Genomic DNA, 12,649 nt, shown 5'->3' with positions numbered 1-12,649 from the left:
GGGCTTTTTTGTGGGCGCGGATCAGGCTCCTACGGGCTCCTTGTGTTCTTCCGCGCCGCACGCTCGAACACATTCTCCGCCCATTGATTCAGGCTCTTGCCGGAGGCCTTCGCTGCGATGGCGGCGGCCGCGTGAACCTCCGGCCGGATGCGCAGCATGATCTTCCCGGATGCCGGCTTCTCCGGCTCCACGCCGCGCCCGGCGCAGTCGGCGAGATAGTCCTCGACCGCTTCCTGCAAGGCCGCATGCAGACCACCGACGCTGTCGGCGTGGAAGCTGATGATGTCGTGCACACCCAGCAGGCGACCCACGAAAAGGTCGTCGCGGTCGTCGAACTCGATGCGGGCGGTGTAACCCTTGTAGGTCATGCGGCTCATGTTTCCACTCCGGCCCGGCGCAGGAACTCGCGGGCTTCCTCGACTTGGTAACGCTTGGCTTCCTTGCCCGGATGCGGACGGTGGCAGCGCCAGGTCTGTCCTTGCAGAGCCAGCTTCACTCGCGAGCCCTCTCGCTCCTCCACGACTCCGCCCAGATACAGGATCAGGGCTTCGATGTCGGCAAACACGATCCCTGCGCTGGTTGGCGTGCGGAAGATCATGGCGAGGGTCTTGCGGTGGCGGTTCGGCATCGTTGAATGCTATCTCTGAATGATAGCATTCAATGTCGGCATCCCGCGCGGTTTCGGCTCGAAACCGCGCGTCGTCGTGTAGGAGCGGACTCCGTCCGCGATGTGCAACAGGCCCGCTCCCAGCCGCCGGCAAGCTATCGCGGACAGAGTCCGCTCCTACGCTCAGATCAAGGCTTGGCGGCGACGGAGGGGCCGGCGCTGCGCTGCCAGAAGCTATCCAGCTGCAGATTCTTCAAGCCCTGCTCGACGAACTTCGGCTCCAGCAGGTCTTCCACCTTCACCTCGTTGCGGATCAGCTTCGCCTTCAGGCTGTAGGCAATGCCGTCGGTGTAGTGCTGACGCAGGGCGTCGTCGTAGAGCGGGGAGAAGTGCGCTGACCAGGGCTCGCCGGAGACCTCGCGCTGCAGCACGCTCAGCGGCACGCCGGAGCGGGTCTGGGCTTGCTGGTACTCGGCCTGGTTGGCGTCCTGGGAGACCCACCACGCGGCTTTCAGATAGGCGTCCACCACCAGCTGGGTGAGGTCGGGATGGTCTTTCACGAAGTCCTTCGCGCCCCAGACCTCGGCGCGCATCTTCCAGTCCGCCGGGGCCTCCTTGCTCGACCAGATGATGCGGCCGACCTGTTTGTCTTCCAGCAGGAAGGCATCGCTCAGGGTGAAGAAGGCATCCACCCGCCCGGCACTCAGCGCGGCGGCGCCAGCCTGCGGGTTGAGGTTGAAGATGCGGAAGTCGTCGAAGCCCAGGTGGTTGGCTTCCAGCAGCTTGGCGAACGACAACTCCCACGGCCGACCGCGGTGCAGGGCGATGCGCTTGCCCTTGAGGTCGCCGATGGATTTCGCCGTGGAGCCTGGCGGCACCACCAGGTAGACGTTGTTGCCGATGCCGCCGGGGACGATCAGCTGGGTCTGCACGCCCGAGGCGTTGGCGATGATCGACGGCAGGTCGCCGTAGAAGGCGAAGTCGATGCGCCTGTTGGCGAACTCCTCGTTGACGAAGGTGCCCACCGAGCCGGTGGCGGCGGGCACCCACTCCAGCTTGATGCCGCGCTGGGCCAGTTGCTGTTCCAGCCATTTGTCGCGGTCGATCACGTAGGACGGACCGTTGAAGGTGATTTGCCCGGCATTGGCGTAGGCCACCGTGGCGATGCGCAGGGTGGTTGGCTGCTCGGCGGCCAGGGCGTGGCCTGCGAGCAGCACGGCGGCGGCCGGCAGCAGCCGGCGCAGCGCGCGATGCAGAAGGTTCATGAGGATTACCTCGCTCAGAAGTCGGTGGTGACCGAGACGCCGAAGGTGCGCGGGTCGCCGTACATGACGGCGGCGGTCTGGTAGCCCGTGGGCAGGGTGTGGTTGCGGTATTCCTTGTCGGTGAGGTTGTTCACGTAGGCGGTGATGCGCGTGGTCTCGCCCGGCAGCTCGTAGGTCACCCGCGCGTTGCCCAGGGTGTAGCCGCCGGTGCGCATGTTGGCGCTCTGGTCGTTGGTGAAGAAGTACTGGCGGCTGCGGGTGTTCCAGTCGGTGCCCAGCACCACCGCGCCGCCGACGTTGAGCGGGATGCGGTAGTCGGCGCCGATCACCGCCGAGACGCTGGGCGCGCGGACGAAGTGGTTGCCGGAATAGTCGTCGTTGCCCGAGGTGTAGTCGGTGAACTCGGTGTGCAGCAGGCCCAGGCCTAGGTTCAGGTGCAGGTTCTGCACGGGGATGGCTTCGAGTTCGAACTCGGCGCCGTAGGCCTCGCCCTGGGCGCCGTTGGCCAGGCGCGAGACGGTCTGGTTGTTCACCGCGGTGACGATGTTGAGCTGGATGTCCTCGTAGTCGTAGTAGAAGACGCTGGCGTTGGCGTTCAGGCGGCCGTCGAACCATTCCGACTTCAGGCCCAGCTCGTAGGAAGTGAGGTATTCCGGATCGACCTTGGCCACCGTGGCCTGGCTGGTGACGCCGGCGTTGTAGCCGCCGGAGCGGAAGCCGCGAGCGTAGCGGAAGTAGGCGCGGGCGTTATCGGAAATCCGGTATTCGGGCGTCAGGTCCCAGCTGTAGTCGCTCCAGGTGTTGCTCTCGTCCTGGGTGGCGTTGACGATCAGCGGCGAGTCGACGTTGCCCGGCTGCCACCAGTGGCCGTCGCCGAAGCTGGCGGCGCCCCGGTTGACCAGGCGCTCGAGGTCGATGTCCTTGGTCTCGCGGGTCCAGCGCAGGCCGGCGGTGACGCTGAAGTCGTCGGTGAAGTTGTAGGTGGTGCTGCCGAAGATGGCGTAGCTCTCGGTCTTCTGGTCGTAGCTGACGTTGTTGTAGTAGCTGGGGATATAGGCGTTGGGCAGCGCCGCGTTGGCGTTCTTCGATTCCAGGTCTTCGTTGAAGTAGTGGAAGCCCAGTACCCAGTTCAGCCGGTCGCTGCGCGGCGAGGCCAGGCGCAGCTCCTGCGACCACTGCTGGCTGTCGGCATAGCTGTAGCTGCGCTGCAGTTCCAGCGGGGTGTTGTCGCTGTCGGTCCAGCCGTCGCGGGTGAAGTGCTCGAAGGCGGTAATGGAGGTCAGTTCGAGGTCGCCCAGTTGCCAGACCATGTTGAGGTTGCTGCCGGCCTGGTCGATCTCGGCCTGGTACTTGGCGTTGAAGTTGGCCTTGCCCAGTTTCGGGTCGATGGAATAGCCGAACTGGTTGGTGCCGTCCGGGCGGGTGCCGTAGCTCACGGTGTTGTAGCTGGCGGTGTCGTGGTAATGGCGGGCGTGGACGTTGAGGTTGGCGTCGAGGTTGTCGTTCACCCGCGCGGCCAGTTGCAGGCGTACGGCGTCGTCTTCCAGCGCGCCCTGGTCGTTGCCGTCGTTCTCGTTCTCGGTATAGCCGTCGCGGCCCTGGTGGTGGAAGGACAGGCGGCCGGCCAGCTTGTCGTCCACCAGCGCGTCGCTCACCGCGCCTTCTACGATGCGGTTGGCGTAGTTGCCCAGGTCGACCTTGAAGTAGCCCTCGGGGCTGAAGGTCGGCTTGCGCGAGATGAAGTTGATCGCGCCGCCCGTGGTGTTCTTGCCCCACAGGGTGCCCTGCGGGCCGCGCAGCACTTCCACGCGCTCCTGGTCGAACAACGGGAAGCCGGTGGCGCTGATGTTGGCGATGTACACGTCGTCGACGTAGATGCCGATCGGGCTGACCGTGTTGGCGCCCTGGTCGCCGGTGCCCAGGCCGCGAATCCACCAGCGCGGGCGACCGTGCCCGTCGGTGGTACCGGCGGAGGCGTTGGGGGTGTAGCGGGTGACCTCGCTGGCCGATTGCAGGGAGGCGTCGCGGATCTTCTCGCCGCTGAGCACGGTGATCGGTGCCGGCACTTCCTGTACCGACTCCTCGCGCTTCTGCGCGGTGACCACCACCTTGCCGAGGGTCGGTGCGGCGCTGGTTTCTTCGGTTTTCGGCGACTCGCTGTCGGCGCCATGGGCGACGACGCTGGCCAGGCTCGCCAGGATGGCAAGGGAAAGGGTGCTGCGTTTGAACATGGTGTCCCCAGGGGGCGGCGAAAGGACGGCTGGCTCTTTGGTGCTCGGTCGTCGCCGCAAGGCATGAAGCGGTTGTTGCGTTGCTCTTGTGCTGGCTCACGCGTGATGAAGGCCGGAAGGCTTGCCGGGGACATCGCAACATCCGTACCGATTTCCGGGTCAGTTTTAAGTTGCTGATATAAAAGGATTTTCATGAAAGCCTGCGCACGCTGTGCTGCTGCAGAAGCAGTCCATGCTGGGCTGTCGCTGCCTGGGCAGCAGCAAGGCAGCAGTCGCCGGACAGAGCGGCGCGGCTTTCGTCGCAGTGCCGCTGGAACGCAATGTGCAGCTGGTAAGCTGGTCGCTTGAAAGCCCTGGAGTTGGTAATGAATACGCTCTTGCCGGAGCAGCCCCTGCAACGCTTCCCGCGCAATCTGCGTGGCCGCGATTTCGTGGTGGGGGATGTGCATGGCCATTTCGAACTGCTGCAGCGCCTGCTCGACCAGGTCGGATTCGATCCGGCCGCCGACCGCCTGTTCGCCGCCGGCGACCTGGTGGATCGTGGGCCCTATTCGCCGCAGGTGCTCGACTGGCTGGCCAAGCCCTGGTTCGCCTCGGTGCGCGGCAATCACGAGCAACTGGTGATCGACGTGGTCCTGGCCGGCGATGACCGCGACCTGCACTTCCGCAATGGCGGCACCTGGCTCTACAAGCTCACGCCGGTGACCCGCGAGCGCATTGCCCGGCGCCTGCAGCAATTGCCGCTGGTGATCGAAGTCGAACTGGGGGAAGGTCGTCGCGTCGGCATCGTGCATGCCGAGGCACCGGTCTCACCGGCCTTCCCCGACTGGGACAGCGGCGTCGCCGCGCTGGCCGGCGAGCTGGGTGAAACCGCCCGGCGCAACGCCGTCGGCCTCGCGATGTGGGCACGCACGCGGATCGAGAAGGAAGACGCCACGGTCATTGCCGGGCTGGAGCGCCTGTACGTCGGCCACACCGCGCAGAACGCCGTGCGCCCACTGGGCAACACCCACTACATCGACACGGGCAGCGGCTACTCAGACGGCTGCCTGAGCCTCGTCGACATGCACAGCGGCAAGGTGGAAACGGCGGCCGCGCGCTGAGCGACCGCCGGGGCGATCACTCGCCGCGGATGTACTGTTCCAGTTGCTGGATCAGCTCGGCCTGTTCGGCGATGGCGGCCTTCACCAGGTCGCCGATGGACAGCAGCCCCAGCAGCTCGCCGTTCTCCACCACCGGCAGGTGGCGCAGGTGGCGCTCGGTCATGATGCCCATGCACTTGTCGACGTTCAGGTGGGTGTCCACGGTGATTACCGGTGCGGTCATCACCGCGCTGATCGGCGTGTCTTCCGAGTTGCGCCCCTTGAGCGCCAGGCGCCGGGCGTAGTCGCGCTCACTGAAGAAGCCGACCAGCTGGTTGGCCTCCACCACCGGCAGGCCGCCGAGGTTCTTCTCCGCCATCAGGCGCAGTGCATCGATCACCAGCGCATCCGGGGCGATGGTGTAAACCTGCTGGTCCGCCTTGGCGTTCAACAGCTGAGCCACAGTCTTCATTCCTACCCCCTGTTCGTCGTCGCACGGCGCGATGCCCGTGGTCCATAGAGAATCGTGGACGAATCGCGATCCGGCAAGGCCGGAAAGCGCCGTCCGCCGTCACGGGAGCGTCATCCTCCCGCGGGGCGACTTATACTGTGATTCCCTTCCCTGTTTCCCCCCACGAAAGACCGGCCATGACTGACGAAGACCTCGACCTCCACGAGCCCGAACACGACCACCTGCTGGACCTCGACGACGACCTCGACGGCCTGCTGGAGGAGGACGCGGCGTTCTTCGAGGACCCGCCCGGCGATCATGAGGAGGATGACGAGGAAGTGGAGGAATACCAGCCGGGCCTCGACGATGAAGAGGATTGGTAGCGGGCTGACCTTCGGACGATATCCGGGCGTCATGATTGGCTGGCAGAATGCTGGCCAGACAATAAAGAGAATGCACCATGCGCAACGTCACGCTCGCCCTGGCCGTTTCCCTGCTCTGTGGATGTTCCTCGGACGTCCGCCGGGATGACCGCACCGCGCCCATTTCCCTCTACCGCGACACCCGCCACGTGATGGTGGTGAACTTCCAGCCCGACGCCACGGTGGCGGCCAACCCGCGCTGGGGCGCGCTGAAGGCCAGCTGGCGCGAAGCGCTGCGCGACGAGGCGGGATCGGCCGATTACCAGCTCACCGAGCAGGACGGCGAACCGAGGGCCACCGATACCCTGTCCACCTTGGTGGTGATCGAGGTCGGCGCCGGCCACAACGCCAACAACCGTCCCGGCAGTGGCGACGAGGAGTGGATCACCTCCACCGTGCGCTACCACGACGGCCTGACCGGCCAGTTGCTCGCTTCGCGCCGCTATGAAAGCGAAGCCGACGGCGACCTGTTCACCTCGATGGGCTCCTCCGAAGTCAGTGCGGTGTCCGAACAGATAGTCGACGAGATCACCAGCGCCCTGCTGGTTGCGCGACCGTCCCGCAGCCTGCCGGCGCCACTGCCTGCCACCACGCCAGCGCAGCCGCCCGAGGCGGTGCCACCGCCGGTCTCGCCCACCGCGGCGGAAACCGTCGCCCACGTCTCCCGCCCACTGAGCCAGGAGCAGCAGCTGATGGAGCTGCAACGGCGCAACCTGCCGTACGAGGAATACCGCGACGAGTACCGGCGGATCATGGGGCACTGAAGCGCCCGGTCGGATAGCGAAAGACCCGCTCGAGGGCGGGCCTATGCCAGACGGGGCCGCCCAGGCGTCAGAGGTCGAGCAGGTTGCTGTTCATCCGGTAGAGAATCGACATGAAGCTCAGCAGTTCCTGCTCGGGAATGTTGCGGCAAACCTGCTGCCAGGCGAGGTTGATGTCGCCGTTGATCTTGTCGTTGATCAGCTTGCCCTGCCGCGTCAGTGACAGGTAGATCTGCCGCAGGTCCGGGCCGGTCCTCTTCTGGATGACGATGAGGCCGCTCTGCTCCAGGCGCGCCAGTGATCGCGTCAGGTTCTGGTGGGGCATGCCCAGCTGGTTCGCCAGGTCGTTCTTGGTGGCGAACCCATCTTCGCGAAGATTATCGAGAATGAGGCGATCAACGAAGGTGATGCCGACGTTGTTGATGATCGGCTCAAGATACTTCTGCCAGAGTGCATGGTTGGTTCTCAGTAACTCGGTGAGTTGAGTGAGTTCTCTTTCCTTCATGCAGGTTCTCTTGATGCAGACTCTCTTGGCGCCGCTATTTGCCGATCATGGTTTGCACGCCGGTGATGAAGAGCGTTGCGCCGATGCAGGCCAGGACCAGGTAGGAAATCTGCTTGATCGCGCTCATGGCCTGTTCGCCCAGCCACTTCGATACCGGGACACTGAAGTGGAACAAGCTACCCAGCACCGCTGTGACGGTCAAGGCAGCCAGGCTGACCGAGATAGGGCTGGCGGTCTCGCCGGTAAGCCTGATGACCACCGAGATGGCAGCCGGCCCGGCGATGACGGGAATGCACAGCGGCACGACGGCGATATTGCTGCTCGGGCACCGTGCGCTGTCCGATGGATCGTTGAGCCCCTGCAGGCAGGAGATCAATAGCGATAGCCCGCCCGCAACCTGCAGTGAGGCGAGGGTGATCCCGAGCAGACGAAACAGCTCCATACCGAACCAGATGCAGATCAGCAGTGTAATGGCGACTGCCAGCGTGGTTTTCTTTCCGGTACGGCTTATATCGTCAGCGGGCATGCCCTGCGTGTAGGACGTGAAGATGGAAAACATCGTCAACGGATTGATGATGATGGCAATGCCACTCAGGCTCACCAGGTAGTTACGAAACATGGCGGGGGCTCGCTATCGAGGCGGATTGAGCTGCCGGTCAGTGCAACTGGTTCTTCAGGATTTCGCCGTTCTTGATGACCATCTGCACATGAGTGCCCGCGGCATCGAAGACGGAGAGATCCTGCAGCGGGTCCTGGTCCAGTACGATCAGGTCCGCCAGGGCGCCCGGTGCGACCACGCCGAGCTGGTCCTGCAGGTTAAGCAGTTCGGCGTTCACCCGCGTCGCCGATTGCAGGACGTCGTAGGGGGTATCGACCTGGGCCCGGAGTTTGAATTCATCGGTCTGGCAGTTGTGGAACTCGCCCAGCAGGTCGGTGCCCAGGCCGATCTTCACGCCGTAGCGACGAGCCACGCGCACGGACTCCAGCGCCTGGCTCTGCACGTCTTTCAGCTTGATCAGCACCGAGTCGGGGATGCCCGCAGCCGGATTGCCAGCGTTCAGGATGAAGGCGTTGTAGATCGACAGCGTCGGCACCAGAAACGCGTCGTGCTCGTGCATGACCTGGGCAGCCTCGGCATTGAGCAGATTGCCGTGTTCGATGGAGCGGACCCCGCAGCGCACGCAGCGGATGATGGCGGCCGGTGAGTAGGCATGGGCCATGACGTAGCTGTTGTAGCGCTCGGCCTCGTCGACGATCACCGATAGTTCGGCTTCGGAATACTGCAGGTTCTCGATCCGATCATTCGGTGAGGCGATGCCGCCGCCAGCCATGACCTTGATCTGCGAGGCGCCCATGCGGAACTGCTCGCGCACGGCCTTGCGCACGGCACTGAGGCCGTCGGCGATGACCGAGATGGTGGAACCAGTACGCAGGCTGCAGGCACAGGTGATCATCGGGCTGGACGGATGGCGGAAGTCGCCGTGCCCGCCGGTCTGGCTCAGGGCCCGACAACTCATGAACAGTCGCGGCCCGCGAATCACCTGGTCTTCGATGGCGCGCTTGATGCCCGCGTCAGCGCCCCCGGCGTCGCGCACGGAGGTGAAGCCGCGATCGAGCATGCTGGCGAGGAAGCTGAAGCTGCGTGCATAGATGTAGCCAGGTAATTCGGTCTCCTGGTTCAGGTCCACCTGGCTGGCGGTGATATGGACATGGGCGTCGATCAGTCCGGGCATCAGGAACTTGCCCTTCAGGTCGATGGTGAGGGTGTCCTGAGGGGCGGGTTGGTGGGCTTCATGGAGGGAAAGGATCTTTGACCCGCCGACGAGAATGTCGCTTTTGCGCAGGCTTGGGTGCTTGCCGTCGAATACCTGGGCGTTCTTCAGAAGAATGTTCATGACTACCTCTTCGTGAGTTCTCCAGTACTACGGCTTGAAAACCTACGCTCGAGGAAAATTGAAAGCAATGCGTTCTAAATAGCCATGAGAATGATCTCAAGGTGCCGGGATTGCCGGCTAACTCATTGATCCGAGAGAGGCTATGGAAGCTACGGAGGTCTGCCGGAACAGACGAGCGCCGCGCTTTGTGTGACGTCGCGCAACTTTTGTGGCGGACATGAAAAAGCCCGCCTGAGCGGGCCTTTCGCGTCTGCGTCGCGTTGGGGTAACCGAGGGGCGAGCGACTAGAACCAGCCTCCGCCCGACAGTTCCTGCTCGCAGCTCTTGTACTGGGCGCCGTACAGGTAGGCGCGCGCCTGGACCTTCTGCGACACCGTCTTCAGCCACGGCTTGGCGTCGTAGCTGCGCTGGCGATAACCGCCCCAGCCCTCGTGATAGTTCAGGTACTGGCCGTAGGCGTCCCACTTGGAGACGCGATTCACGCTGTAGGTCTTGTTCATGTACCAGCCCATGAAATCCAGCGCGTCGGCGAAATCGTCGCGGTCGGCGCCCCAGCCGCCGGCTTCCTTCTTGTAGTCCGCCCACGTCTCGTCCTTGGCCTGGGCGTAGCCATAGGCGGAACTGACCCGGCCCCAGGGGATGAAACCGAGGAAGTAGTAACGCGGAGGCAGGGCGTCGTGCCGGAAGGAGGATTCCTGGTACATCATCGCCATCGGCACCTGGACGGTCCCGCCCCAACGCTTCTGCACCTGCAGCGCCGCCTCGTGCCATTTCGGCTTTTCGCGGAAGATCTCGCAGAGGTTCTCGGGGTTCGCCGGCGGTTTGGTGGCGCACCCGGCAAGGGCCAGGAGCAGGGCGGGCAGCAGAAGCCGGAGCATGGGCGGTTTGTCCTTTTCGCGCGCGATGGCGCAAGGCTTATACAGCCTCTGGTGGCGAAGAGGAATCGTCGGGCGTCGAGGGTCTTCCCGGCCTGAAAGCCTGGCCTGCGCGGCGCCGGCCACCAGAAACAGGAAAGCCCGCTCAGGGCGGGCTTTTCAGGCGGTTTCGCAGACTGCCTGAAGCAGTTCGAAACAAAGGGATATGGCGCACCAGGCGGGATTCGAACCCACGACCCCTGCCTTCGGAGGGCAGTACTCTATCCAGCTGAGCTACTGGTGCGTATGCCGCGGCTGGCGCGGCAGGCGGCAATCATACGCATCTCCCGTGCAGGCGTCCAATGCGGGTACGCTCGTTCATGATATCGAACGAAAACAGCCGCTTGTCGGTAGAAAACCTCCGAAAACCCTCGGCAAGCGGATACCTTCGTTGGTTTTGTCGAACGAGCTATTGCCCTTTGCAGTCGGGGGCCCTAGGATTCGTTTGAGATTTCAAACGCCTCCCCATCACAACAACAGGAGACCGGAGCATTGGCATCACACCAGCCGGCCATCAGCCTGCGGGATGACAGTCTTCCGTTGCACCCACCGCATGTCCCTTGTGACAGGTCTCCGTGCGGCTTCCGTCGATCAGCGTACCGGAAGGTTGTAGGGCAGTCGTACTCCTGGGCCGAGCCCGGGAATCTGTGCGTGAACGAGTTCAACCAGACCGGGCAATGACCCCGGCCTGCGTTTTTCCGTGTCCGCATGCCGAGCGAACTAAGAGCCGTTCGCCTGGCGTCGCCTCCAAGCTGAGGCACCATTCGCCTCCAGCGTCGATACTGATCGGCCGGGGTGAATGAACGGCAGAGACTGCGGTCTCTCCCATCCAGACAACAAGGCAGGCGGGGACTCGAGGTAGACCCGCCGTCCACAGGCTTTCCTCGAAAGGAGACAGGTCATGCAACTCAATGATGCCAAGCTGTTCCGCCAACAGGCTTACATTGACGGTTCCTGGGTCGACGCCGACAACGGCAAGACCATCAACGTGAACAACCCGGCTACCAATGAGATCATCGGCACCGTGCCGAAGATGGGCGCCGACGAAACCCGTCGTGCCATCGAAGCTGCCGACAAGGCCCTGCCGGCCTGGCGTGCGCTGACCGCGAAAGAGCGCGCCAACAAGCTGCGCAAGTGGTTCGACCTGATGATCGCCAACCAGGACGACCTGGCCCGCCTGATGACCATCGAGCAGGGCAAGCCGCTGGCCGAAGCCAAGGGCGAGATCGCCTACGCCGCCTCCTTCCTCGAGTGGTTCGGCGAAGAAGCCAAGCGCATCTACGGCGACACCATTCCGGGCCACCAGCCCGACAAGCGCATCATCGTGATCAAGCAGCCGATCGGCGTCACCGCGGCCATCACCCCGTGGAACTTCCCGTCCGCGATGATCACCCGTAAAGCCGGCCCGGCCCTGGCCGCTGGCTGCACCATGGTGCTCAAGCCTGCTTCGCAGACCCCGTACTCTGCCCTGGCCCTGGCCGAGCTGGCCGAGCGCGCCGGCATTCCGAAGGGCGTGTTCAGCGTCGTTACCGGCAGCGCCGGCGAAGTCGGCGGTGAGCTGACCAGCAACCCGATCGTGCGCAAGCTGACCTTCACCGGCTCCACCGAGATCGGTCGCCAGCTGATGGCCGAATGCGCCAAGGACATCAAGAAAGTGTCCCTGGAACTGGGCGGCAACGCTCCGTTCATCGTGTTCGACGATGCCGACCTGGACGCCGCCGTCGAAGGCGCGCTGATCTCCAAGTACCGCAATAACGGCCAGACCTGCGTCTGCGCCAACCGCCTGTACGTACAGGACGGCGTGTACGATGCCTTCGTCGAGAAGCTGAAGGTCGCCGTGGCCAAGCTGAACATCGGCAACGGCCTGGAGCAGGGCATCACCACCGGCCCGCTGATCGATTCCAAGGCTGTCGCCAAGGTCGAAGAGCACATCGCCGACGCCGTGTCCAAGGGCGCCAAGGTCCTCACCGGTGGCAAGCCGCACGCCCTGGGTGGCACCTTCTTCGAGCCGACCATCCTGGTCGACGTACCCAAGTCCGCCCTGGTGTCCAAGGACGAGACCTTCGGCCCGCTGGCGCCGGTGTTCCGCTTCAAGGACGAGGCCGAAGTCATCGCCATGTCCAACGACACCGAGTTCGGCCTGGCTTCCTACTTCTACGCCCGCGACCTGGCCCGCGTGTTCCGCGTCGCCGAGCAGCTGGAATACGGCATGGTGGGTATCAACACCGGCCTGATCTCCAACGAAGTGGCGCCGTTCGGTGGCATCAAGGCCTCCGGCCTGGGCCGCGAAGGTTCGAAGTACGGCATCGAGGACTACCTCGAAGTCAAATACCTCTGCCTCGGCGGTATCTGATCCGTTTTTTCCGTGGGCGCGGGGTGGCAGGCAAGAGCTGACAGCCACCTTCGCGTCGGCGTTTTCCGGTGGTAGCACCGGACAACCCGTCCGGCGGGCCGCAAGTGCCACGACAGTCGATCATCGTATGCTGTCGTGTGTGGCTTCTCCCCGCTTTCATCCT

The 12,649-nt window shown here is 64.1% G+C and carries 13 protein-coding genes and 1 tRNA gene; 4 read left to right on the top strand and 10 right to left on the bottom strand.

The window, feature by feature from the left end; all coding sequences use genetic code 11:
• Window positions 1-29: 29 nt before the first annotated feature.
• The 4 genes from IB273_RS28040 to IB273_RS28025 form a co-directional block, all read right to left on the bottom strand.
• Window positions 30-377: a type II toxin-antitoxin system HicB family antitoxin gene (locus IB273_RS28040; protein ID WP_192225539.1), complete on the bottom strand. Its 348-nt coding sequence runs from the start codon at window positions 375-377 to the stop codon at window positions 30-32.
• Window positions 374-628, bottom strand: a complete 255-nt coding sequence (locus IB273_RS28035; RefSeq protein ID WP_192225538.1) for a type II toxin-antitoxin system HicA family toxin — start codon at window positions 626-628, stop codon at window positions 374-376. The genes IB273_RS28040 and IB273_RS28035 overlap by 4 nt, the downstream gene beginning before the upstream one ends.
• A gap of 167 nt (window positions 629-795) precedes the next feature.
• Window positions 796-1,872 (bottom strand): ABC transporter substrate-binding protein, encoded by a 1,077-nt coding sequence (locus tag IB273_RS28030; RefSeq protein ID WP_192225537.1) that lies wholly within the window; start codon window positions 1,870-1,872, stop codon window positions 796-798.
• Window positions 1,873-1,886: 14 nt separating this feature from the next.
• Window positions 1,887-4,103 carry a TonB-dependent receptor gene (locus IB273_RS28025; protein WP_192225536.1) on the bottom strand — a complete coding sequence of 739 codons (2,217 nt, stop codon included), beginning with the start codon at window positions 4,101-4,103 and terminating at the stop codon, window positions 1,887-1,889.
• A 365-nt stretch (window positions 4,104-4,468) separates the two neighbouring features.
• Between IB273_RS28025 and IB273_RS28020 the strand changes: the two genes are divergently transcribed.
• Window positions 4,469-5,206 carry a metallophosphoesterase gene (locus IB273_RS28020; protein WP_192225535.1) on the top strand — a complete coding sequence of 246 codons (738 nt, stop codon included), beginning with the start codon at window positions 4,469-4,471 and terminating at the stop codon, window positions 5,204-5,206.
• 16 nt (window positions 5,207-5,222) lie between these two features.
• On the opposite strand, the gene IB273_RS28015 is transcribed toward IB273_RS28020, so the two are convergent.
• Complete coding sequence (locus IB273_RS28015) at window positions 5,223-5,657, bottom strand: CBS domain-containing protein (protein ID WP_081518744.1); 435 nt, start codon at window positions 5,655-5,657, stop codon at window positions 5,223-5,225.
• Window positions 5,658-5,833: 176 nt separating this feature from the next.
• On the opposite strand from IB273_RS28015, the gene IB273_RS28010 reads away from it, so the two are divergent.
• Both IB273_RS28010 and IB273_RS28005 read left to right on the top strand, forming a co-directional pair.
• Window positions 5,834-6,019: a hypothetical protein gene (locus tag IB273_RS28010; RefSeq protein WP_081518743.1), complete on the top strand. Its 186-nt coding sequence runs from the start codon at window positions 5,834-5,836 to the stop codon at window positions 6,017-6,019.
• A 77-nt stretch (window positions 6,020-6,096) separates the two neighbouring features.
• Window positions 6,097-6,822 (top strand): hypothetical protein, encoded by a 726-nt coding sequence (locus IB273_RS28005; protein WP_081518742.1) that lies wholly within the window; start codon window positions 6,097-6,099, stop codon window positions 6,820-6,822.
• A gap of 67 nt (window positions 6,823-6,889) precedes the next feature.
• On the opposite strand, the gene IB273_RS28000 is transcribed toward IB273_RS28005, so the two are convergent.
• The 5 genes from IB273_RS28000 to IB273_RS27980 form a co-directional block, all read right to left on the bottom strand.
• Complete coding sequence (locus IB273_RS28000; RefSeq protein ID WP_192225534.1) at window positions 6,890-7,324, bottom strand: MarR family winged helix-turn-helix transcriptional regulator; 435 nt, start codon at window positions 7,322-7,324, stop codon at window positions 6,890-6,892.
• A 34-nt stretch (window positions 7,325-7,358) separates the two neighbouring features.
• Window positions 7,359-7,943, bottom strand: coding sequence for a MarC family protein (locus IB273_RS27995; RefSeq protein WP_192225533.1), 585 nt, complete (start codon window positions 7,941-7,943; stop codon window positions 7,359-7,361).
• Between the two features lie 37 nt (window positions 7,944-7,980).
• A complete protein-coding gene (locus IB273_RS27990) occupies window positions 7,981-9,219 on the bottom strand; it encodes a metal-dependent hydrolase family protein (RefSeq protein ID WP_192225532.1) in 1,239 nt (412 codons plus the stop codon).
• 284 nt (window positions 9,220-9,503) lie between these two features.
• Window positions 9,504-10,097 (bottom strand): hypothetical protein, encoded by a 594-nt coding sequence (locus IB273_RS27985; protein ID WP_081518738.1) that lies wholly within the window; start codon window positions 10,095-10,097, stop codon window positions 9,504-9,506.
• A 203-nt stretch (window positions 10,098-10,300) separates the two neighbouring features.
• Window positions 10,301-10,377: transfer RNA gene (locus tag IB273_RS27980), tRNA-Arg, on the bottom strand.
• A gap of 657 nt (window positions 10,378-11,034) precedes the next feature.
• Between IB273_RS27980 and gabD the strand changes: the two genes are divergently transcribed.
• The gene (gabD, locus tag IB273_RS27975; RefSeq protein WP_081518737.1) at window positions 11,035-12,486 is read left to right on the top strand and encodes an NADP-dependent succinate-semialdehyde dehydrogenase; all 1,452 of its coding nucleotides are present in this window, start codon (window positions 11,035-11,037) and stop codon (window positions 12,484-12,486) included.
• Window positions 12,487-12,649: the final 163 nt, after the last annotated feature.

The sequence above is a fragment of the Pseudomonas sp. PDM19 genome, assembly GCF_014852215.1.
Classification (GTDB): domain Bacteria; phylum Pseudomonadota; class Gammaproteobacteria; order Pseudomonadales; family Pseudomonadaceae; genus Pseudomonas.
Note: the sequence above shows the minus strand (reverse complement) of the source record. Positions and strands in the feature narration are given on the sequence as shown.